This window comes from Collimonas sp. OK607, assembly GCF_900111995.1.
Lineage (GTDB): Bacteria > Pseudomonadota > Gammaproteobacteria > Burkholderiales > Burkholderiaceae_D > Collimonas.
The window spans coordinates 17,338-36,762 of sequence record NZ_FOKF01000005.1; the positions used below are offsets into that span (position 1 = coordinate 17,338).

Below are 19,425 nucleotides of genomic sequence, written 5' to 3' on the forward strand. Positions count from 1 at the left end.
TTGAGCGATACCCCTATAAAAATCGTGCACGGCACGGCGCTGACGGATGAGCAGAAAAAGGATTTGCTGCACCGTCTGGCGCGCGTTGAAGGGCAGATTCGCGGAGTGCAGAAGTTGATTGCCAATGCCGCCGTGCCGGCAGATTGCGATGGCGTCGCCCAGCAGCTTGCCGCCGCCCGCAAGGCGCTGGACCGGGCATTCGTCACCCTGTTGACCGATGCCATCGTTACCCACACCACCGCTGCAGACGGTCCTGAGCAAGTACAGCAGAGCGCCAGGCATCTGGCGGCTCTGCTGGATAAATTTGCTTGAAGTTTAGCTTGAAGTTTATTTAGGTATTGCCTGCTGCGCACTTAGGCGCATAACCTATTCCCTCGTCGACAAGCCGTTTCTATAATTCTTTTCAGAAGATGTTGGACTGAAAAGGAGACGGATATGAGCTTGGCCGGCAATCGCGCTGCGATGCAATCCGGAATCGGCATGATAGAAGTGATGGTGGCGATCGTCATCATGGTCTTCGCCGTGTTTGCCTTGATCAGCATGCAGATCGTCGCGTTGCGCTATCAGAAGACGGCGCACCTGCGTTCTATGTCAAGCCAGTTCAGCGCCGATTTGGCCGATCGTATGCGGGCCAATATCCGCGGCGCTCATGACGGCGCCTACAATCTGTCGCAGCAGACATATCCCGCGCTCGGCGAGCCTGCGCCATCCTGCCCTGATCCCGGGAGTTGTACTTCGCAGGAACTGGCGGCAAAAGATATCCATGAATGGCGCACTGGTCTGGGCGATGCAATGGCTGGCGGCTGGGGTGAGATCGCCGGTTCGGTGGCCGATGGTTTTACGGTCAAGGTGTATTTCCTGGATATGCTTGCTGCGGCCGACGGCGCTACTCCAGTTGCGAGAAATTGCCAGCCAACAGCAGCCGATCCGGTGTTGCATCGAGATGTGTCTTGCTACGCTGCGCTGGTTTCGCCATGAAGAATTTTCGTCGGCAATTGCATCCACAGTCTGGCCTGGCCTTACCCATGGTGTTGATTTTCCTGATGGTCATGTTGTTTCTGGGTTTCGCGGCATTGCGTGCCGCGCTGCTTGAAGAAAAAATGGCCGCCAATGCCAGCAACCAGCAGATGGCATTCCAGGTCGCCGAACATGCCCTGCGTTTTTGCGGAAACCAGCTGCAGCTATCGCCGATAACCATACCGCAGCTCAAGCAAGGGCCGATTCCGGTCGGCGGCGCAAATAGCAAACCCTATTGGGAAATCGCAGATAGCTGGAGTAACAGCAATGTCTCGGTAGCCGTGCCGCGCATGGGCAGCGAAGGCGCGGCTGCTGCGATGCCATCGCGTTGTCTGGTTGAGAAGTTGCAGTTCGACGGCGATCTGCAGTACCAGCAGCACCTTCCACAACAACGGCCAGCGTACAGAGTTACCGCGCGCGGGATAGGTGCGAGTACGGCGGCTGTGGTTGTGTTGCAAAGTTATTTGATTTTGTAACCGTCATATCCTTCAAAACGTCGCTCCTCATGGAAGTGGTCCCAAGCATGAAAGCTGTCTTTCCCGGCATCTGCGCAGCCATGCTGATGTTTGTTAATGCCCAAGCTGCAAATACGCCCGATGAGCAGCCGTTCATCTATACAACAAGCTACGAAGCCACCACATGGCAAGGTCATGTCAAAGCCTATCCGATCGGCAAAAGCGGCGTTTCCGAAACGGCGCAATGGGATGCTGCCGATCTGATTCCGCAGTGGCAGACACGGCGCATCCTGACTGGAGTCGACGGCACTGCCGCTCAAGCAGTGCCATTTGAATGGCAGCATTTGAATGACATGCAAAAATCCATCTTGTCCTCGGCGGATGTCCTGCAATACCTGCGAGGGAACGACGCGCTGGAAATAGAACATGGCGTCGGCCAGTTCCGGGATCGCAAAGGCAAGCTCGGCGATATCGTCAATTCGTCACCGTTGTATGTCAGTGTCTCCGATTCAGCTTATCAGTTTTTGCCCGCAGCAGAAGGCGGTAGCAGTTATCGGCAGTTTGTCGATAGCAAGAGGCAGCGTCGCGCCATGCTTTACGTTGGCGCCAATGATGGCATGCTGCATGGTTTCGATGCGATCAGCGGAATCGAAAAAACTGCTTTCATCCCAAGCGCTATTTTTGACCATTTGCCGTTGTTGAGCGACATCGACTATGCACACCGTTTATTTGTTGATGGCCAGATCACCGCCGGTGACGCCTATCTCGGCAATAGCGGAAGCGCCGCATGGAAAAGCATCCTCCTGGGTTCGACCGGCGCCGCTGCGAAGAGCATGTTTGCGATCGATGTCAGCGATCCGGAAGCGCAGATATCCACACTCCTATGGCAAAAGAGCGCGGAAGACGATGGCCAGGGGGTACCCGATGATGACATGGGTTATTTGCTGGGCGAGGCATTCGCGATTCGTTTGCGCAACGGTAGCTGGGCTGCGCTTTATGGCAATGGTTATCAGAGCGAGAAGCAACGCGCTGTCATGGTTCTGGTCGATCTGGTTAGCGGCAGATTGAGAAAGAAAATGGTGGCTGGCGCCGTTGATCCCGTGGCGTCAAACGGCTTGGGGACTCCGGCTCTGGTCTTTAGCCAGCAGCGTGACGCAATTACGGCCTATGCCGGCGACTTGCTAGGCAGTCTTTGGAAATTCGATCTTAGCGCAAGCGAGCCGGAGCGCTGGCAAGTCGCGTTCGACGGTCGTCCCCTGTTTGAGGCTGCCGATAGCGGCGGCAAGATGCAATCCCTGGTGCAGCAAGCTTTGCTTGAACATCATCCCCAGGGTGGCGCCATGATCATGTTTGGCGCAGGTAGAACGGACGACGATGCCAGAAGCAAGCCGCAAACAGCAAGCTTGTATGGCATCCTGGAAAAAACAGGTGCCGCTCCTGCCGCAAGTAGAAGCCAGTTGCAGAAACAAATCCTGACAGAAACAGACGGCGACGCTGGAAAATGGCAATTAACCAGCAATATCATCAACTGGGGTACGCAGCGCGGCTGGTACATCGACCTGCCCGCCAAAGTCGGCCAGGTAATTGGAAAATTACAAATCATCGATGGCGTATTGTGGGCGCTGACCTACTCTTCCAGCGCGGAAAAATCGTATCTGATTGCAATCGATTTCGCCACCGGCGGCGCCACAGCCGAAGCAGCACTCGCGGATTTCCCGCAAGATGTTTCAATGCTGGAAGTCGACGTGTCAGCCGTGACGCCCGTCTTCATCACGCTGCCGGATGGCCGCCGGCAACTTGTCATAAGAGGCCTCGACGGCGGGCTGCAAACGCTTGATCTGAACCCCGCCACGCGACGCCCGATAAGGGCCTGGCGTCAACTGCCGGTGCCGTCGAGTAGCGTTGATCCGAGCCAGGGGTAAAGAGTATGGGCAGGCAAAGAGGCTTCACCCTGGTCGAAATCATGATCGTGGTGGCGATCGTCGCTATCCTGAGCAGCATAGCGCTACCAAGTTATAGCGAACATGTCAGGCGCAGCCAACGCCTGGCAGCGCGAGCAATCATGCTGGAAGCGGCAAACTGGATGGAGCGTCGATTCTCCGTGCATCACAACTACCTCGGCAGCGATAACCAGCCCCCTGTCCTGCCGGACGGCCTGGATCGTTCGCCTCAAAGCGGTACGGCAAAGTATGCGATCAGTTTGATGACCGGGCAAACCCATGCCACAACCTATCAGCTGCAAGCGTCGCCGGTTGTTGCCGACAAATGCGGCACATTTACTTTGGATCACACCGGCGCACGGGGACTAATCGGCAATACTGCCTCGTTGCCGGCATGCTGGGGACGTTAGTCGTAAAAAAGAAGCCCGCTGACAGCGGGCTCGGCAATACGATTAAATCACCGAGGCTGCAACCTCAATCATCATCGCGATGGCGGCGGTGTTCACGCCAACCTTCACGACGCCGCCATTCTTCGCGGCGCCACTCGTCGTCACGACGCTCCCGCCATTCGCGGCGCTCGCGCCAGCCGGGTTCCACGTAGACTGGCTGCGGAGGGTAATACACCGGCGCAGGAACATAACGCGGTTCGTACTGTACAACTGGCGGGTAATACGGTTGCGGCGGCTCGACGTAAATGCCAACGCCGACATCCACGCGTGCTGCAGCGCTGCCGCAAGCACCAGCAGCGATCACACCAAACGCTAGACATGCTAAAAGTTTTTTCATTTTATTTCCTGTTTACCTGCACACCATCTGGCGATTTCGCCGTTTCATGATTTCAGTGTACGGACAATAATGAGTAGATGTTGTTCGGAGGGGCAACAAGTGTAACTTTAAGTAAATGAATGTAGCAAAATGAGAATGCAAAATCGTCTTCTCTTTTGTGCATTTGGCATGCTTATCCGTCCAAAATTCGGATTTATGCAACAGAATCTTAGAGAATAGATAATCAGGAACGGGTTTAGCTGAATTAAAGGAAATCTTGTATGGGAAAGAGCCGGCTGGAAGCATTCAGCGATGGCGTCATCGCCATCATCATCACCATCATGGTGCTTGAAATGAAAGTGCCGCACGAACCTAGCCTGGCCGCGCTGTGGCTGATACTGCCGGTGTTCGTCAGCTACATACTCAGTTTTATCTATACTGGTATCTACTGGAACAACCATCATCACATGCTGCATGCGGTACAAAAGATCAATGGTTCGGTCTTGTGGGCCAATCTGCATCTGTTGTTCTGGCTCTCGCTGATTCCGTTCGCCACCGGCTGGATGGGGGAAAACCATTTTTCCGAAGTGCCGGTGGCGCTGTATGGCGTGGTGCTGCTGATGGCCGGCGTCGCCTACTACATTTTGAGTCGCACGTTGATCAAGCTACATGGAAAGGAATCGACCCTGGCCCAGGCGGTCGGCAATGACTTCAAGGGGAAGATTTCGGTGATTTCGTACGCGATTGCGATTCCGTTCTCTTTCGTCAATCGGTGGCTGGCGCTCGGGTTGTATGTGCTGGTTGCGATCATGTGGTTAATTCCTGATCGCCGTATCGAGAAAGTAATTAACACCTGAAGCGGCCGTTGCAGTCGATAGCCCGGGGAGCGAAGATCAACGAATAAATTTGACAGCCGATACTTTGCATTTTTGGCAATGGATGCATAAAATCCATCATAGGCAACACGCGCACCAGTCTTGCACGAACCGAAAGAACAAAATCTGCTTCCGCCTCTCTAATTGGAAGCTCCGCCTGCTCCACTAAATCAGAGGGTGTCAAAATGAAAAATTCACATCGCCTGCCTGTCCGGAGGGATCAAGGTTTCACGTTGATAGAGTTGATGCTGGTTGTTGCGATTATTGGTATTTTGGCAGCGGTTGTTATACCTGCTTATCAAAACCGTCTGAAGAAAGAAAAATTTGCAGAGGTGATTGCGGCGAGTGTCGCGGCTAAATCTGCAGTCGAGGCTTGCGTGCAGAAATTGAATGCCATCGCCGGTTGCGATGGCGGCGCCAATGGGATTCCTGCGGACTCCACCGGAGATCCCGGCGGCCGAGTGGCTACGGTCAGCACCAAGAACGGCGTCATTACAATTGTCCCTCAAGTAAAAGATGGCATTCTTGCCACAGATACCTACGTGTTGACGCCAACCGCCGGCAATCCGGTCCAATGGTCGACTAGCGGCAGCGGCTGCCTCGCCACGGTGTTGTGTAAATAACGGAACTCGTCAATCAATTTGCCTGTCAGAATTTTTATTCTGTGTAGATGTCTGTTAAGCGTCTGGGTTCTGTAATGAAAATTGTAGAAATTGCTGCTTCAAGACATTATTTTTGTAGCTGAGAAGCAAGAGGCAAATATGTACGGCGACGTTGACTGGAGGCATGCGCCGAAAGGCGCGCATTGGTGGGCAATAGATGCAAGCGGGCACGCCCATTGGTTCATGGAGCCAAATCATAAGCTCAGGACACATTTTTGGTACGCCCAGGAAGTCCATGCCCCGACTTTCGGCTATTCCGGCGACTGGCGCGAGAGCCTGACCGAACGGCCGGCCAGTTAGCCGTTTCCATATCGGACCGATTCGGGCGGAATGAACGATACGCGGATTCAAGCGTCGAAACTGATATCCCTGAAAAGTCTGGAATACATCATGAAACGCCTTGCTATCTTGTTTGGTTTGGCTGTCCTGCTCAGCGGCTGCGTAGTTGCCCCGTATGGTCCGAGAGATGGCGGTTATAGAAATGGCGGCGACCAGCACGAGCACCACGATGACAGAGGCGATGATCGTCGCAGGGATGACAACCCCAACCGCTATTAATCACTGATCGCAGGTGGCGGGCACTATTGCCGTCAGTCGTGCCGTACGCTGATCGTCGACCCTCGATATCGAGAGGATACGAGGCGCGCTACTTCCTTACGCAAATCCTGTACAGGCTCTTTGCCATCTGGATGATCAAGGCAGCCAGCCACGTCATTTTCAATGTCAGGAAAAGAGCCAGGATTGCAATGCAGATCTTGAGCGTCATGCTGTCGACATGAGCAATGCCAAATTTGCTGCCTCTTAAAATGGCAAACATCATGGGTATGCACAGCAGGCACAGGTAGAGGTTCTCGTCGCGGAGCAGCCTGGAGAGGTATTTCATAGATCCCTTTATTAGGCGGAATATGGACTGTACACGTTTCGGTTACCATTGAAAACGGCTCCGGTTGGCCAAGGCGCATATCAACTAAAAAAGACACCTCTATGATCCAACGCAAGTCTGGCGAGCCAGAACCCGGCAACAAGAAAATCCAGCAAGCCGCATCGACCGCGCTCTACGCGGTGCTCGTCATACTCGCGCTGTGGGTTGTGCGCGATTTCATTCCGGCAGTGGTTTGGGCCGCCGTAATTGCGATAGCGTTGTGGCCTCTGTTGTTGCGCCTGGAACCGCAGCGTGGATCGCGGGCCCGCGCAACCATCGTCGCTTTATTGCTCACAGCCGCTGTCGCGTTGTTCGTCGTGCTGCCTTTCGTACTCGTCATTACGCAGGCCGCGCATGAGACGCACGATTTCGTAACCTGGTTCAAGCAGGCGGAAGCCAACGGCATCCCACTGCCTGACCTGATCAATCACTTGCCTTTCGGGGCGCAGCAGATCGCAAGCTGGTGGCAAGAAAATCTCGCACGTCCGCTACACGATTCACCGGTAATGAACGGGTTGCATGGTGAAACGGCCGTTGCTTTCGGCCGCCATTTTGGCGCGGTCGCCGCGCACGGGCTGATCCTGTTCGGTTTCATGCTGGTCACGCTTTTCGTTATCTTCCTGGCCGGTCCGCGCATGAGCGAAAACCTGGTCAAGGCAACCCGCCGCGCTTTTGGCGACGACGGCGCGCTGATCGCAAGCCAGATGACGGCAGCTGTGCGCGGCACCGTCGCCGGCCTGGTGGTGGTCGGCATCGGCGAAGGTGCGCTGCTGGGTATCGCCTACGCGATAGCCGGTGTGCCACATGCGACGCTACTTGGCTTGTTGACGGCGATTGCCGCCATGCTGCCGTTTTGCGCGCCGATCATTTTTTGCGGAGCCGCTCTGTGGTTGTTTGTGCAGGGTGCAACCGTCGGCGCCGTCAGCGTCCTCATATTCGGGTTTGTCGTCGTGCTGATTGCCGAACATCTGGTGCGACCGCTGCTGATCGGCAGCTCGACGCGCCTGCCGTTCCTGCTGGTTCTGTTCGGTATTCTCGGCGGCGCGCAGACGTTCGGATTGCTCGGCCTGTTCATCGGTCCTGCGTTGATGACGGTGCTGATGGTGTTGTGGCGCGATTGGGTGAGGTAAGCCGGTTCAGGCTGGTAATCGAAAATCGCGTTATTTCAGCAGGAGGGGCCTGGACTGACGCTTTGCCCTGTTGGCAAACCATGCAGTCACCAGCAGTATTTTCAGGGCAAGTAAAAGACCCACTGCCACAACGCCAAGCTTAAGCGTCGCGCCAATGACGTAGGCAATTCCGACGGTGATACCTTTTATCACGGCAAATATCGCGAGTACACCCAGCAACGCCGCGTAGAGGGGATTTTCGCGAAGAAAGGTGGAGAAGTGTTTCATATGCGGTTTCATATGCGTCTCGGTTCGACGTTATAGGCAATGTACACCTTTGATTTGTCGTTGAAAATAATTTCTGCGAGTTTGTGAATCGGCTTTATTATTATTTTGTCATTATCTCATGCGTTTGCAATAAACAAAAAAAAGCCCGCCAGCCTTTCGGCAGCGGGCTAAGTCCAAAACTTAGGGAGATTTGGAGGAGACCAAGACAATATTGTGCCCACCGGCCAATTTTCAAGACCTTTTGAGTTATTTACTATTTATATATGGCAATCGCCCGGTCAGGGCGCGCCGTCCAAAAGTCTGAAGCCGACTTTGAGCGTGACCTGAAAGTGAGCGACCTTGCCGTCAGCTACATGTCCCCGGGTTCCAATGACTTCAAACCAGTCAATGTGTTTTACCGTAAGTGCGGCCTTGGAAATCGCGTTCTGGATGGCGTCGTCAGTGCCAATCGTGGACGATCCGACGAGTTCGACTATCTTGTAAGTATGTGCGGACATACGAATCTCCTTTGTTAATTACTGTTTTAAGGAAGATGCACGTGCCCGTTCACTTTACTCCTGCTGCGCAGTAAAGCAATCCGCGATGAACCAAAAAAAAGCCCGCCAACCTTTCGGTTGCGGGCTAAGTCCAAAACTTAGGGAGAGTTGGAGGAGACCAAATCAATATTGTGTCCCTCAACCGATTTTCAATACCCTTTTAAGCTATTTATATCAGTGCCTATTTCGATACAGAAGCTAGTGAGCATCTTGAAAGCCTTTGCCATATTGGGTTTTTGAAGATCATCTTGAAATTGTGTACTTACCTGTGTACTTAAAACATAAACTGCATCGAGTTATCCACAGGGCGTAAAAAACCACTGAAGCGGTTTGACGTTGCCATATCGCAAAGGCTGACTAGAATGGAGCGAGGGAGGGTGATGCCATGCCGACAGAGATCGACTGGAAGAAAGCGCCGACGGGCGCTAGGTGGTGGGCGATGGATGCCGACCGGGATGCGCACTGGTACATGGCGCCGGACTTCATTGCCAGGACTAATTTCTGGATGGTAGAGGAAAGACCGGCGCCGTCATTTGGCTACGAAGGGGATTGGGATGTGAGCCTGGTCGAGCGACCGGCGTAAAAAAGCCCACCGCGTAGGGTGGGCTGGATAGTCGTGATTTATAGGCCAGGCAGCGGTATTTGTCTTGCTGATGTCCGATGCTCTATTACCCGGACTACCTCGTATTCTGTCTTCGCACCAGATGTGGTTTGCCATTGCAAGACGCGCACATCACATACTAAAACGTCACCTTTTGCGAAAGCAATCTGATTCCGATCTACTTTGCTCAAAAATTCAATATCGGTAATTGTTGCGTGGATTGTCGCGGCGCCGTCATACAACCGCCATTTATTATCTTCTTTGAAGGCAAGCGAGACGATTGAAAATGCCATTTTTCGGACATCGTCTAGTAGCAATTCATCTGTTGGCACAGGGGCGACAAACCAACTTATTTCATCTGCTGTTACTGTTTCCACAATTTCACTGTCTGTGCCAGCCGCGAATGTATCGATGCCACTCCTAGAAAGCGGCTCCAAAACTTTGCTTGTCGCGTTGCGTACTGAAACATCCCTTAGTAGCACAAGGACACTTAATTCAATAGTTAGCTGATCGCCATCAACGTAAATCACTGCAGAATCTTCGGACGTTTCTACCCGCTCAATCTTTCTGCCCTTGATCCATTTTAGGACCGCGAACAGTCCAGGCTTTGCGACTTTTTTAGAGACAAAGCCGAGTGCGCCAAGAATTGCTAAGGAGTTTGCAATCGCAGCTGCGTTGTCTCCTGCGAATATGTCGCGCACTCGAGATAGAAGACTGGTTGCTAGATTGAAATCAATTCCAAAGCTGCCGGTTTTAAAGCTTCCTTTTACGCTCACCTGTGGCTTGATCTGATCGCCGTATAGCGCTGTAGTTGCCGCTTCTAGAAGGTCCCCTATCGACAATAAGGCGGGTGCGAGCTCGCGAACATCCATTTCAGATGTTTCAAGTGCCGGACCATCATAAGTAATTCGAAAAGTAGACATATCCACAGTTTACATTGCTCCCCATATTGATGCTGTTTTTGTTTTGCAATCAACGATCATGCGCCACGACTGCGTCAAGTGCTTGGACTGGCAACCAATTGCCGGCGACTAGGCGCTCACCTCATTTCTCAACACCCATACCGCTTGTGTCCATTCACCATTCGATACCGGCCACCGCGCGGGCCGGTTAGGCAGGCTGAACTAGATGGCACGCGCCGATAGCTTACGTGGCACAACTCCCGCTCTCTCTGGTCTTTAGCCTTTCCATCAGCAATTGTCTGCCACTGCATGTTAGCCGGTGCATCAGCTCCGCCGTGACATAGCGGATCAATATGGTCGATCACGTAACCAGGGCACTTGCCGAGATTCTGCCCAGTGCTTGGACACGGCGTCATATGTTGAAACTCATGTTTTGCTGAGGCGCTGCGCTCGACTCTGGCGCCGGCTGGGGTGACGGCAAATAGCGAGGCGGCAAACAGAATCGTCAATGCGATGGTTGTTTTCATTTTTCAATCCCCTCCGGCAAATGAGCGTGCCGTGGCGCCTTATTTGTTAGATGCAGCTGAACTCAATTTCAGCTTCAGGATATGCGCCTGGTCGAAAGCCGACACCGGCCTGGCGGGTGTTGATGATTTTGAGTGCCTTACTTTGATTAGCGCAATATTGACTAGCTTCCTGAATGACGTCGGCATTCAAGGTACTGGGCGCTGTCCAGAAACCATTTCCTTGTTTCAAGACCATGTATGTCCCTGGGCCAGTTGAAATGACACCAGTTTGCGTGGCGCATCCAGACAAGGCTACGGCTGCAGCAAGAGCAAGTATTGTATTTTTCATTTTTCTCCCTGGATCAACAATACAGCAAGTTATTGTGTGTATTCTTCAATGTTGCCAAAAAACATCGCGACTACTGCTAATTGCTGTACTGTCGGAAAACTTATGTGAGCTAATGCTTTCGCATATCGTTTTAACCAATCCGGAGGCCAAATGATGTCAGTGAAAGCAGCGATTTCAAAAATTAAGCCTGGATTTTATGGATACCAGGTTTTCACCGGTGACGAAAAAATTGCGGAGGATTACGATTACTCACGCATCGCTGACGTGATCAAGGCGATTGCCGGCGACGTCGACGAAAGTCACGCGGTTGAGCTTTCCTACTCTCACTTTGTCGTAGGCACCTATACTGGCCTGGAACTGGATTTTCGATCTGAAGAAATTGCCGAGATGGTCGTAGAGCGAATGGGACGATTACATGGTGACTGAAGATATATTGATTGAGTGCGCCAGGCGCGGTGCGCAGATTTACGCCGAGCAACATCCGCGGCCTTCACAGGTAACGCAGGTGCAGGCAGCGCAAATGTTGGGCCTTTCCGCGCAGACGATTTGTAAGATGGTACGCGCCGGCCGGCTGTCGCTTAACGGCTTGGGCATGATTCCAATATCAGAGATCGACGGCGCGTTACGATTAAAGTAATGTATTTGAAGATAGCGACTACTACACATCAACACTGCTTGTCACACTCACCAAATGGACGAGCTAGCAGGTGCAGCAGATCCAGGCGAACAACATATTCGTCGTCGACGTCGACTGGCTCAAGCTCGGTTCGACATTCCATGAGCACATCGATGGGATGAAGCTCGAACCCGTAGCCAGCCGCCACACCATTGCCCAGTGCCACACCTGCCGGGATGCGGTTAATCAGACACTTTCAATTTCGTGCCATCAGCAAAGACGATTGCACTAGGAAAAAAACGAGTTGTGTATTTTCCCTCTGCAAGATTAGCAAGGTTTTTTTGCCCATCATTAAATTGATTGATGTCTAGGCCACCTTCCCAGACAGCAGTAGCACCTGCCTTGACTCCTTCATCGAAACTAAACCGGATGGAATACACTTCTTTATCAAATATGTCATAAAACTGTACTCGCCCAGCCACGCCTTCAATATCTTTTCCACTCTTATTCTGCAGACCCAATTTGAAAGTCTGGTAGTCAGAATAGCGACTGGCATGGTAGTCCTTCGGTAGTACCTTTTTTTCCAAAACCGTTACCGTCAGAGCCTCCGCCACCGTTTTTTGAAATGCCAGTTGCTCAGCAACTAGCTTTTGTTTGAGAGCTTCTTGCTCGGCTTGCTCCGCTTGCTGCTGCAAAATCCATTGTTTTTGTTCAGCGATTGCAGTCCCAATTGTTGTGCCTGGGACTATTCCTTTTCCGCCAAATGCAGTTCCGATTGCGCTTCGCATTGCATATCCGGCCAACAGCTTGCGATCATCTTCTGACAATTTTTGTGCGGCATCGCTCACCTCCTGCCCCCACTTCGCTGGGTCCGGTGAAAGGACTACGTCTTGCGGCTTGCTACAACCAGTGGCCACAATCATCGTAAAAAGCAATGCAATTATTTTTTTCATTTTCTCTCCCTGTCCGGCAATATAGCGTGCAGTTCCGCCCTATTGCTCTCTGATTATGAATTTGCTTTTACAACGCGGATAATTGCGGCAGCCCCAAAATACTCCACGCTTGCTATCTCGTTTTACCATCTTGATTCCGCAAGATGCACACGTAGGGGTGGCGTAATCACCCCCGAATGCGAACTTGAGCAGTTCAGTTTGATTTTCAGTCGATAACTCTTGAATCTTCTTTACGAAGCCTGGGCCGTCCAACAACTGCATAGGATTGGCATCACCGAATACCAATGCATCTTTGCTGTATGAGCCGGTGGTAATGAACACACCGCGTACCACCTTCTCTGAAGTCATCACCCCTAGTAATTCGCGTATTTCTTTGACGCCTACCAAGCGGGCGTTCCAGGCTTTGCATTGCACAACTGCCAGCGGCTTGGCAGGATCGTGCTTGAACAATTTCACGTCAATTCCACCATCGGCGCCGCAACGTATCGTTTCGGACTTAAATCCAACTGCCTCGTAGTATTTCGCGCACAGCAATTCGAATCGCTTCCACTCCAGTGATCTCAGTGCTTCCACACTCCAGGCATCAGATGGACCTTTACCCCTTATAGCTTCATCGATGGTCTGGTTGGAAGCACCCCAGCGGTTATCCAGAGTAGAACCGGATGGCGGGTTCAATGGTTCGCGCTTGAATCGCGGCCGTTTGCCCGTATCAATATTTTCGACTGCCTTGCCGGCCTTGGCAGTGGCAAAGGCAATGAGTCCAACAAACCCGAAGACCAATAACGGCATCCAAGCGATCGCTTGCAATCCTGCGGCGATACTCTTCAGGTAGAGATTGCCGGCCCACATCGCCGGCAGTATCCAGCGCATCCCCGCGAAAGCTACACATCCCACGAGCAAACTCACCCACGCTGGGAGTTTCAGCAAGACGTCTATCAACCCTGCATTTGACCGTCGGCGCGCCATAGTTTCCTTTGCTCGCAGCTCTTCTGAAGTGTCATCTGTTTAACATGTTTTCAAAGTACACCACCGTTTTCTATTGAGCAACAGGATTTCAGTATCGGGGCATTACTTTGCTACGACACTCAGTTTGGCTCGATGCATGCGTGTTCGAAAACGACCGTTTATGAACACTGACGGGAAGAACTATTTACACTGTTCATAACTTATGCATTTCATTTTTGAACATGTTCATATATATTTAATACATTATTGAACGGCAATGGACGTTGCCGCAACACAAAATTAATGGAGAACAGCAGCATGGCAACTTTCGCTTACGGTCGAGTCAGCACAAAAGACCAGACGACCGAGAATCAGCGCCGGGATATCGAGAAGGCGGGCTTCAAAGTTGATTACTGGTATGCAGATGAGGGCGTGAGTGGAAAGACCCATGCATCACAACGACCGCAGTTCAAAGCACTGCTCGGCCAGATCCGCGATGCCGAAACGCTTGTGGTCTCAAAACTGGATCGTCTCGGCCGTGATGCCCAAGATGTTGGCGTAACGATCAAGACATTGGCCGCGCGGAAGATTCAGGTCATAGTCCTGCAGCTCGGGACGCTCGATCTGGCATCGCCAGCCGGAAAGCTGATGCTGAATATGTTGACGGCCGTCGCAGAGATGGAGCGGGATCTGCTGGTCGAACGGACTCAATCTGGTTTGGCCCGTGCGAAGGCTGAAGGCAAGACCCTTGGCCGGCCAACCAAGACAAACGACGTGCAGCGCACTGAGATCATCGACATGCGGAAGAACGGGGCATCCGTAAGTGCACTGTCTCGGACCTATGGTGTATCCCGGGCCAGCATCATGCGGGTGACAGGCGATTTATGATTGAAGTATCGGAGGGGTAGCGTTTGAACGCGACTCTTTGAAACGGCTTGAGCTACCGCGCTGACCTAGTCTTGCGGCAAGCTAGTTATTACTGGCGAACCAAGGTACGCATTTGAAATGCCCGTTTCCGTGCGCACCACGTTGCGTACCGTTGCTTTGCGTACCAGTAATGCTCAGCGTTACCTAACCGTGAAGCCACCGTTATATCGATACAAAATAGTCGCCATACTCACCGTCCGTTCAACATCCGCCAATGGCGGAAGTAGCGTTTGAAACGCGACATAGAAGTCGGATTTTGAATCTGCATTCTCATTGCCCGAAAGATATCGGTGAGTGCGTTCCTAAAAATTTAGAGGGCGCCTTGGGAAAGATGCATCCAATTCTGGATGGGTCTCACGCCGCAAAGGATGGCGTAAGCGCTCTTGAAAAGCCCCCGTTTATAGCGTCCAGGCGGATTTGAGTAACTATTTTCAGCAGCCTTTTCCGTGGAAACAGAACTGGAAACACCGAACTCGCGCGCGCACGGACTTGGCTGGATTTCAAATCCGACCAAGCCGAATCGCACCCAACTCTCGGGCGCACGGGCTTTTCATTGTCGGCGGTACCGCCTCCTCAATTTTGGGAAGACGGTTCCACTCCTCAATGAGGGTTCGACAGCGTCACTCGCGGGCGTGCACGAGGCATCCCAGCCACAATTTGTGGATAGGATTAAATGTGTCACTCATGCGTGCGCAGGCGTGATTAACCACCATCGGTGGATGTTGAATAGCGCTTCTCCGCGACGACTCCTGAAAAGTCAGACTCATTAGTCCCACAGCTGTTAGTGAGTGCTGAACTCCAGCGCGTGCATCCGGATAATTTTCTCCAGGGGCATCTTGTCCGTTGGGGGTGTCCCCAAATTTGGGAGTACCCCTATTCTCGCAAACCCGCTGTCGTCGCATGATATCAACTACGGTTTTCGTGTTGCTTTGGCTGTTGCTTTGCCGCCCATTGGATAAAGGCTCATAGCGCGTCTATTTCTGTCGGCCGACAACTTGGCGGCCGTAGCGACTGCGCTGGCAATTTGACACTCTGATAGATGTACATCGTACCGCATTGCAATAGTTGTATTATTTATGTAGAAAGATTGCTACTATATAAATTAAACAATGCGACCAGTCATACAACAATGGCGTCGCTTAGCTGTTTCGTCGTTACCATTCAAAAATCAAGAGAGTATTTGCATGACCAGATTCCTCACTATCTTGCTCGCTTTCTCGCTCACCGGATGCATGGCCATGGTCTTTGGCACGGCGGACCAACTCAACCAGTTGTCCATAGGCATGCCTAAGAGTGATGTGCTAAAGCTGCTCGGCCCACCCAAGTCCGTTTCGGCAAGCGGTGATACCGAGTACATGCAATATAGTTGGGTAAAGACTGTTATAGCCGCCGATGCTAATCGGCCTGGTGACTACTACGTAGCAATTCAAAGCGGTAAGGTCTCAAGCTTCGGGCGCAAAGGTGACTTCGATAGCACGAAGCCCCCAACCCAGAGAATCGAAATTGATCAAACTGTCCGGCAGTCTTCTTCTACCAAGGAGACCAAAGACTTGTACACCGAACTCAAAAAATTGAAAGACTTGAAGGACTCGGGCGTGATTACAGACTCAGAGTTTGAGTCCCAGAAGAAGAAGTTGCTCGCTACTCAGTGAGTATTGCAGCCACTCACTCCTCAACCCATAGAGACCGCGTACCTCGCCAATTCGGCTTCTCATACCCATCACCTCAAATGATAGGTTTCGGATGCGCACCGTTGTAGCTTTCTTTTTCTGTTCGCTAATCACAGGCATCGCCCATGCTGATAAATACGGAATCGACGAAACTAATTCCGGAGGAGGTACTTGGCTTCCCTCGCTGACTCATCAATTCTTACCGCATCTTCGCGACATTCCACTGGTGCTATTGAGGTGATTCCATGAGATGGCTCAAGCACATACTGAGGCGAAAACGGGCACTGACTTTTTCTAGTTTTTGCTTTCAAGTAGTCGGCCACTTCTTCTCAAGTCTGGAATTTGCGGATAGATCGCCAATTGTCGCGTGAGCAATAGCGGGAATTGGAAACGGCCCAACCCGAGCCTTCGTGCATTTCACTCCCTGGCCGGAAATCGGTTATCGCAGCCATGAGCATCGACTCGCCCGATTTTAGCCGTATGTACCACGGCTGTTTGTGACCTTTCTCGCCCGTCCATTCGTACCACCCCTCGGCGGGGACAATCACCCGCCCAGACTTAAACATGCTGCGCCGGTAGCCGCTTTTTCAAGCCGTGCATTAATCATCATAGGCAGCTTTCGCTCGACAGCCCATTTGGGGTGATATCCCCAGTGTACAGAATCAATTGCTGGTTTCCCGCCAAGCAGATGCAACACGAACGGGTTGCGACCAGGTGGCATATTCCAGTCTGGATGCCAGTCACGGTCGCGATAGTCAACCTCCGACCAGCCGACTTTCTTGGCGTATGCTCTGGCTTCTCTGGTTTGGGTGATTCGTCCGCACATACATCGATCCCTAGAAAGGTAGAGAGGAATTTATTATGCCATTTGCCAGAGAAGTGACAAGTTGCAATCTGGCATTACATTTATATAATGTTAGTATCAATTCAATGACGAGGGAAACGATTGTCTTTCTAAACTGGGCACGGATAAATTACGCTGGCCTCGCATCAATAGCGGCCAGCATCTTGTGCCTGGCTTACAACGCCTGGCGGGTTTGGCAAGAGTGGCGAGGAATTGGCGAACTATGTTATTCCTGCAGCATGCCCGCCTCATATCATTCGAACGGAAAGTACGGCCCATACTTCAAGTGCTGGAACTGTGGCACGAATAGGGAAGAGGACAATTTTTGCAACGGAGAATAAATGGATCTATGTAACAATTAGATACATTTAATCGTATCCAATTTCGCAAACTTTCGTCCTCTTCCCATGACTACTCTTCGGCTTATAGGCTTAACGGTACTTCTCACTTCGGCACATGCGTTTGCTGCCGACTCATACGTACGTTTGACCTGCGATGAGGAGGACAGAGGTTCCGATGTAGTGCTGGACGGCGATTACAAAGGCAAATGTCCGGTGGATATCACCACCAAGCCGGGCAGTCATCGACTGGAAGTCGCAACAAAAAAAGATGGTAAATACAAACTCGTCTATAGCGTGGACGTACCTCTAGGCGCTGGTGTCGCACAACGTATTGAATTGCCAAAAGCCCCTGCTTATTCCCAACCGCCCGAATGGGACAATTTCTGGGCAAGAAGAACGCCTTTTCCCGTGCTCATGCGTGGGGTCACGGCCGGCAGTCCGCTCGCCAAAGCCGAATTGGCGCTGAATTATCTAGCTGATAGCAAAGGCTGCTATTTCCTTTTGAATATGCCTGAGGATATGCATGCATCTGTCAAGTCCTGGAGCGGCGCTTGCAAGGGGGGCGCTGGCTCAGGCCCCGGAGAGTTGGTGTGGTCGGTGGACGGCATCCAGGAGTACGGTCGTCTCACAGGCAACTTCGTTCAGGGAAAGATCGAAGGACAGGGCAAACAAATTTTTCACAACGGGGAAAATTTTGAGGGCATGTTTGTCGGAGGTCAGCAACGCGGACGTGGCGTGCAGATGTACGCCAATGGCGATCGCTATGAAGGCGACTTCCAGGACTGGAAAACAACTGTGAAGGGCATTCTGATCAAAAAGAACGGTGATCGCTACGAAGGCGAATTGAGAAACGGCCAGATGAACGGCAAGGGCGTGCTAATCAGCGCAGACGGTACCCGCACAGCCGGAAAATTCGAACGAAACAAATTCATCGGTCCGGAGTAACGGTCGGTTTCCAATTTTCTAAAGCGCTATTTATAACAATTAGCCGACGTGCATCAGCATGCGGCAGGGGAGAATCATTTTGAACAAGGCAAATTTTTGTGATGGGGGGAAATTCCAATTCAGCTGGGACACCTACCGCTTACGTACTCTGTTGATTCTCGCCTGTTGCGCAATGGCGTGTTATAGCAGAACTCCACATGCACAGGACCTTCTGCGCATGAGCGACCAATTCGACAAAATGGACAAAGGCGACTTCGACGTCTCGATTTCCAAGGCAAACCAGTGCATTGCTGCACGCGACTTCAACTGTGCCGACACCCATTTGCGCGCAGCACGCAAGCTCGCCAACGACAGTAAATCCAAAAGCACACTCAAACGCGCCGAAGACGCCTCTCTCGCGGAAAAAGAACGCATCAGAGAAGAGGAGCGCGTCATCGCGCAGCGCCAGCGCGAACTGGAAGAGCAGGAGGCCCAGCTGCTGCAAGCCGAACAACGTGCGCGCGATGCCGATCGGCAAGCGCAGGCGGAGGCCGACGAACGTGAAAACCTCAACAATCGCATCGCTGCAGCAGGCAATGTGTATTCGCAAACCATCCGCGCGCAGGCAAATGTGCGGGCGGCAGAACAGGCGCGCAATCGACAATTTGAGAAGCAGCAGGCGGAGGCCGCGAGAACCGTAGCGAACGATCAACGACGCCTGGCTCAGGAACGTTCGCAAATCGAGTCACAACGCCAGCAGCAGCAACGCCAGGCCGAAACCCAGCGTATTCAATTGGTGCAAGCACAGCAGGAAACTCAACGTGCGCAGGCTGTTGCGGCAGAAACGAGACGTACGTCGGAGAGCAAACCGGTTCGCGAGGCGGCGCCGGCTACAGCAGCGGCCACAACAACAACTCAAAAGAAATCGAACTCGATCAATACCGGACGCGACGCCATACGCTGCGTCTCCGTCGCGCGTGAAAAGGAAGACGTCGCTTTTAGCAACACTTGCAATATCCAGATCTTCGTGGTGTGGTGCGGTGATCTCAAATATTCGAACAAACATTGCGGGGACGGCCCCACTGGCAACAGTTTCTACACGCATTCGATCAACGTGATGCCTGGAGACAAACAATATGCACGTGCTATCGACAACTATCACTATGCTGCGTGCGAAGGCGGAATTTCATTCGGCAAGGATGAAATTCAAGATCGCGCAGACGGCACTTTTACCTGCGTTCCGAAATAAATCTGCATAAAGACATCTACAGAAAGAGC

At 52.2% G+C, this 19,425-nt stretch carries 26 protein-coding genes; 16 read left to right on the forward strand and 10 right to left on the reverse strand.

The features are described from left to right. The 5 genes from BM029_RS05195 (at position 1) to BM029_RS05215 (ending at position 3,822) form a co-directional block, all read left to right on the forward strand. Complete coding sequence (locus tag BM029_RS05195) at positions 1–312, forward strand: metal-sensitive transcriptional regulator (RefSeq protein ID WP_092433575.1); 312 nt, start codon at positions 1–3, stop codon at positions 310–312. Between the two features lie 123 nt (positions 313–435). Continuing rightward, positions 436–978, forward strand: a complete 543-nt coding sequence (pilV, locus tag BM029_RS05200; RefSeq protein ID WP_092433290.1) for a type IV pilus modification protein PilV — start codon at positions 436–438, stop codon at positions 976–978. Then, positions 975–1,493, forward strand: a complete 519-nt coding sequence (locus BM029_RS05205) for a pilus assembly PilX family protein (protein ID WP_092433292.1) — start codon at positions 975–977, stop codon at positions 1,491–1,493. The genes pilV and BM029_RS05205 overlap by 4 nt, the downstream gene beginning before the upstream one ends. A 47-nt stretch (positions 1,494–1,540) precedes the next feature. Next, a complete protein-coding gene (locus BM029_RS05210) occupies positions 1,541–3,394 on the forward strand; it encodes a pilus assembly protein (RefSeq protein WP_170850988.1) in 1,854 nt (617 codons plus the stop codon). Between the two features lie 5 nt (positions 3,395–3,399). After that, positions 3,400–3,822, forward strand: coding sequence for a type IV pilin protein (locus BM029_RS05215; protein WP_092433295.1), 423 nt, complete (start codon positions 3,400–3,402; stop codon positions 3,820–3,822). A gap of 64 nt (positions 3,823–3,886) precedes the next feature. Here the strand turns inward: BM029_RS05215 and BM029_RS05220 are convergent, their stop codons facing one another. Next, positions 3,887–4,198 (reverse strand): hypothetical protein, encoded by a 312-nt coding sequence (locus tag BM029_RS05220; RefSeq protein WP_092433297.1) that lies wholly within the window; start codon positions 4,196–4,198, stop codon positions 3,887–3,889. A 260-nt stretch (positions 4,199–4,458) separates the two neighbouring features. Here BM029_RS05220 and BM029_RS05225 point away from each other — a divergent pair, with 260 nt between their 5' ends. The 5 genes from BM029_RS05225 (at position 4,459) to BM029_RS05250 (ending at position 7,766) form a co-directional block, all read left to right on the forward strand. Further along, positions 4,459–5,034: a TMEM175 family protein gene (locus BM029_RS05225; protein ID WP_092433299.1), complete on the forward strand. Its 576-nt coding sequence runs from the start codon at positions 4,459–4,461 to the stop codon at positions 5,032–5,034. A gap of 203 nt (positions 5,035–5,237) precedes the next feature. Further along, on the forward strand, positions 5,238–5,675 hold the full coding sequence (locus tag BM029_RS26495) for a pilin (RefSeq protein WP_092433301.1): 438 nt from the start codon (positions 5,238–5,240) through the stop codon (positions 5,673–5,675). A gap of 138 nt (positions 5,676–5,813) precedes the next feature. Next, positions 5,814–6,014: a hypothetical protein gene (locus tag BM029_RS05235; RefSeq protein ID WP_092433577.1), complete on the forward strand. Its 201-nt coding sequence runs from the start codon at positions 5,814–5,816 to the stop codon at positions 6,012–6,014. Between the two features lie 90 nt (positions 6,015–6,104). Next, the gene (locus tag BM029_RS05240) at positions 6,105–6,272 is read left to right on the forward strand and encodes a hypothetical protein (protein WP_244544916.1); all 168 of its coding nucleotides are present in this window, start codon (positions 6,105–6,107) and stop codon (positions 6,270–6,272) included. Positions 6,273–6,698: 426 nt separating this feature from the next. Beyond that, the gene (locus BM029_RS05250; protein ID WP_092433308.1) at positions 6,699–7,766 is read left to right on the forward strand and encodes an AI-2E family transporter; all 1,068 of its coding nucleotides are present in this window, start codon (positions 6,699–6,701) and stop codon (positions 7,764–7,766) included. 30 nt (positions 7,767–7,796) lie between these two features. Here BM029_RS05250 and BM029_RS05255 read toward each other — a convergent pair whose 3' ends face one another. Together BM029_RS05255 and BM029_RS05260 are read right to left on the reverse strand one after the other, a co-directional pair. Continuing rightward, positions 7,797–8,033 carry a hypothetical protein gene (locus tag BM029_RS05255; RefSeq protein WP_092433310.1) on the reverse strand — a complete coding sequence of 79 codons (237 nt, stop codon included), beginning with the start codon at positions 8,031–8,033 and terminating at the stop codon, positions 7,797–7,799. A 278-nt stretch (positions 8,034–8,311) separates the two neighbouring features. Beyond that, complete coding sequence (locus BM029_RS05260) at positions 8,312–8,530, reverse strand: dodecin (RefSeq protein WP_092413075.1); 219 nt, start codon at positions 8,528–8,530, stop codon at positions 8,312–8,314. 424 nt (positions 8,531–8,954) lie between these two features. On the opposite strand from BM029_RS05260, the gene BM029_RS05265 reads away from it, so the two are divergent. Further along, the gene (locus BM029_RS05265; protein ID WP_092433312.1) at positions 8,955–9,152 is read left to right on the forward strand and encodes a hypothetical protein; all 198 of its coding nucleotides are present in this window, start codon (positions 8,955–8,957) and stop codon (positions 9,150–9,152) included. A 38-nt stretch (positions 9,153–9,190) separates the two neighbouring features. Here the strand turns inward: BM029_RS05265 and BM029_RS05270 are convergent, their stop codons facing one another. From BM029_RS05270 to BM029_RS05280, 3 genes are all read right to left on the reverse strand, one after another. Beyond that, positions 9,191–10,093, reverse strand: coding sequence for an LAPAL motif-containing putative phage structural protein (locus BM029_RS05270; RefSeq protein WP_092433313.1), 903 nt, complete (start codon positions 10,091–10,093; stop codon positions 9,191–9,193). A gap of 128 nt (positions 10,094–10,221) precedes the next feature. Beyond that, a complete protein-coding gene (locus BM029_RS05275) occupies positions 10,222–10,599 on the reverse strand; it encodes an HNH endonuclease signature motif containing protein (RefSeq protein WP_211482443.1) in 378 nt (125 codons plus the stop codon). 46 nt (positions 10,600–10,645) lie between these two features. Continuing rightward, positions 10,646–10,927 (reverse strand): hypothetical protein, encoded by a 282-nt coding sequence (locus tag BM029_RS05280; protein WP_139217199.1) that lies wholly within the window; start codon positions 10,925–10,927, stop codon positions 10,646–10,648. 150 nt (positions 10,928–11,077) lie between these two features. On the opposite strand from BM029_RS05280, the gene BM029_RS05285 reads away from it, so the two are divergent. Further along, a complete protein-coding gene (locus tag BM029_RS05285) occupies positions 11,078–11,353 on the forward strand; it encodes a hypothetical protein (protein WP_092433317.1) in 276 nt (91 codons plus the stop codon). A gap of 432 nt (positions 11,354–11,785) precedes the next feature. On the opposite strand, the gene BM029_RS05295 is transcribed toward BM029_RS05285, so the two are convergent. Both BM029_RS05295 and BM029_RS05300 read right to left on the reverse strand, forming a co-directional pair. Beyond that, positions 11,786–12,496, reverse strand: a complete 711-nt coding sequence (locus BM029_RS05295; protein ID WP_092433319.1) for a hypothetical protein — start codon at positions 12,494–12,496, stop codon at positions 11,786–11,788. A gap of 39 nt (positions 12,497–12,535) precedes the next feature. Further along, positions 12,536–13,423 (reverse strand): restriction endonuclease, encoded by an 888-nt coding sequence (locus BM029_RS05300; RefSeq protein WP_170850989.1) that lies wholly within the window; start codon positions 13,421–13,423, stop codon positions 12,536–12,538. A gap of 336 nt (positions 13,424–13,759) precedes the next feature. Here BM029_RS05300 and BM029_RS05305 point away from each other — a divergent pair, with 336 nt between their 5' ends. Together BM029_RS05305 and BM029_RS05310 are read left to right on the forward strand one after the other, a co-directional pair. After that, positions 13,760–14,329, forward strand: coding sequence for a recombinase family protein (locus BM029_RS05305; protein WP_092433321.1), 570 nt, complete (start codon positions 13,760–13,762; stop codon positions 14,327–14,329). Positions 14,330–15,552: 1,223 nt separating this feature from the next. Then, the gene (locus BM029_RS05310; RefSeq protein ID WP_170850990.1) at positions 15,553–16,020 is read left to right on the forward strand and encodes an SHOCT domain-containing protein; all 468 of its coding nucleotides are present in this window, start codon (positions 15,553–15,555) and stop codon (positions 16,018–16,020) included. A gap of 347 nt (positions 16,021–16,367) precedes the next feature. Here the strand turns inward: BM029_RS05310 and BM029_RS26435 are convergent, their stop codons facing one another. Beyond that, positions 16,368–16,604 (reverse strand): SOS response-associated peptidase family protein, encoded by a 237-nt coding sequence (locus BM029_RS26435; RefSeq protein ID WP_092433324.1) that lies wholly within the window; start codon positions 16,602–16,604, stop codon positions 16,368–16,370. Next, positions 16,583–16,864, reverse strand: a complete 282-nt coding sequence (locus tag BM029_RS26440) for an SOS response-associated peptidase family protein (RefSeq protein WP_092433326.1) — start codon at positions 16,862–16,864, stop codon at positions 16,583–16,585. The genes BM029_RS26435 and BM029_RS26440 overlap by 22 nt, the downstream gene beginning before the upstream one ends. A gap of 425 nt (positions 16,865–17,289) precedes the next feature. Between BM029_RS26440 and BM029_RS05325 the strand changes: the two genes are divergently transcribed. Both BM029_RS05325 and BM029_RS05330 read left to right on the forward strand, forming a co-directional pair. Continuing rightward, on the forward strand, positions 17,290–18,168 hold the full coding sequence (locus BM029_RS05325) for an MORN repeat-containing protein (protein ID WP_092433327.1): 879 nt from the start codon (positions 17,290–17,292) through the stop codon (positions 18,166–18,168). Between the two features lie 217 nt (positions 18,169–18,385). Then, the gene (locus tag BM029_RS05330) at positions 18,386–19,396 is read left to right on the forward strand and encodes a hypothetical protein (protein ID WP_092433329.1); all 1,011 of its coding nucleotides are present in this window, start codon (positions 18,386–18,388) and stop codon (positions 19,394–19,396) included. The last annotated feature ends 29 nt before the right edge of the window (positions 19,397–19,425 follow it).

Excerpts from the sequence above, each read along its gene's own strand:
- BM029_RS05275 (WP_211482443.1), bottom strand. The coding sequence starts at position 10,599 with ATGAAAACAACCATCGCATTGACGATTCTGTTTGCCGCCTCGCTATTT.
- pilV (WP_092433290.1), top strand. The coding sequence starts at position 436 with ATGAGCTTGGCCGGCAATCGCGCTGCGATGCAATCCGGAATCGGCATG.
- BM029_RS26440 (WP_092433326.1), bottom strand. The coding sequence starts at position 16,864 with ATGTGCGGACGAATCACCCAAACCAGAGAAGCCAGAGCATACGCCAAG.
- BM029_RS05260 (WP_092413075.1), bottom strand. The coding sequence starts at position 8,530 with ATGTCCGCACATACTTACAAGATAGTCGAACTCGTCGGATCGTCCACG.
- BM029_RS05310 (WP_170850990.1), top strand. The coding sequence starts at position 15,553 with ATGACCAGATTCCTCACTATCTTGCTCGCTTTCTCGCTCACCGGATGC.
- BM029_RS26495 (WP_092433301.1), top strand. The coding sequence starts at position 5,238 with ATGAAAAATTCACATCGCCTGCCTGTCCGGAGGGATCAAGGTTTCACG.
- BM029_RS05220 (WP_092433297.1), bottom strand. The coding sequence starts at position 4,198 with ATGAAAAAACTTTTAGCATGTCTAGCGTTTGGTGTGATCGCTGCTGGT.
- BM029_RS05225 (WP_092433299.1), top strand. The coding sequence starts at position 4,459 with ATGGGAAAGAGCCGGCTGGAAGCATTCAGCGATGGCGTCATCGCCATC.
- BM029_RS05235 (WP_092433577.1), top strand. The coding sequence starts at position 5,814 with ATGTACGGCGACGTTGACTGGAGGCATGCGCCGAAAGGCGCGCATTGG.
- BM029_RS05265 (WP_092433312.1), top strand. The coding sequence starts at position 8,955 with ATGCCGACAGAGATCGACTGGAAGAAAGCGCCGACGGGCGCTAGGTGG.
- BM029_RS05215 (WP_092433295.1), top strand. The coding sequence starts at position 3,400 with ATGGGCAGGCAAAGAGGCTTCACCCTGGTCGAAATCATGATCGTGGTG.
- BM029_RS05295 (WP_092433319.1), bottom strand. The coding sequence starts at position 12,496 with ATGAAAAAAATAATTGCATTGCTTTTTACGATGATTGTGGCCACTGGT.
- BM029_RS26435 (WP_092433324.1), bottom strand. The coding sequence starts at position 16,604 with ATGTTTAAGTCTGGGCGGGTGATTGTCCCCGCCGAGGGGTGGTACGAA.
- BM029_RS05250 (WP_092433308.1), top strand. The coding sequence starts at position 6,699 with ATGATCCAACGCAAGTCTGGCGAGCCAGAACCCGGCAACAAGAAAATC.
- BM029_RS05205 (WP_092433292.1), top strand. The coding sequence starts at position 975 with ATGAAGAATTTTCGTCGGCAATTGCATCCACAGTCTGGCCTGGCCTTA.
- BM029_RS05330 (WP_092433329.1), top strand. The coding sequence starts at position 18,386 with ATGAGCGACCAATTCGACAAAATGGACAAAGGCGACTTCGACGTCTCG.
- BM029_RS05285 (WP_092433317.1), top strand. The coding sequence starts at position 11,078 with ATGATGTCAGTGAAAGCAGCGATTTCAAAAATTAAGCCTGGATTTTAT.
- BM029_RS05210 (WP_170850988.1), top strand. The coding sequence starts at position 1,541 with ATGAAAGCTGTCTTTCCCGGCATCTGCGCAGCCATGCTGATGTTTGTT.
- BM029_RS05240 (WP_244544916.1), top strand. The coding sequence starts at position 6,105 with ATGAAACGCCTTGCTATCTTGTTTGGTTTGGCTGTCCTGCTCAGCGGC.
- BM029_RS05305 (WP_092433321.1), top strand. The coding sequence starts at position 13,760 with ATGGCAACTTTCGCTTACGGTCGAGTCAGCACAAAAGACCAGACGACC.
- BM029_RS05270 (WP_092433313.1), bottom strand. The coding sequence starts at position 10,093 with ATGTCTACTTTTCGAATTACTTATGATGGTCCGGCACTTGAAACATCT.
- BM029_RS05255 (WP_092433310.1), bottom strand. The coding sequence starts at position 8,033 with ATGAAACACTTCTCCACCTTTCTTCGCGAAAATCCCCTCTACGCGGCG.
- BM029_RS05280 (WP_139217199.1), bottom strand. The coding sequence starts at position 10,927 with ATGAAAAATACAATACTTGCTCTTGCTGCAGCCGTAGCCTTGTCTGGA.
- BM029_RS05325 (WP_092433327.1), top strand. The coding sequence starts at position 17,290 with ATGACTACTCTTCGGCTTATAGGCTTAACGGTACTTCTCACTTCGGCA.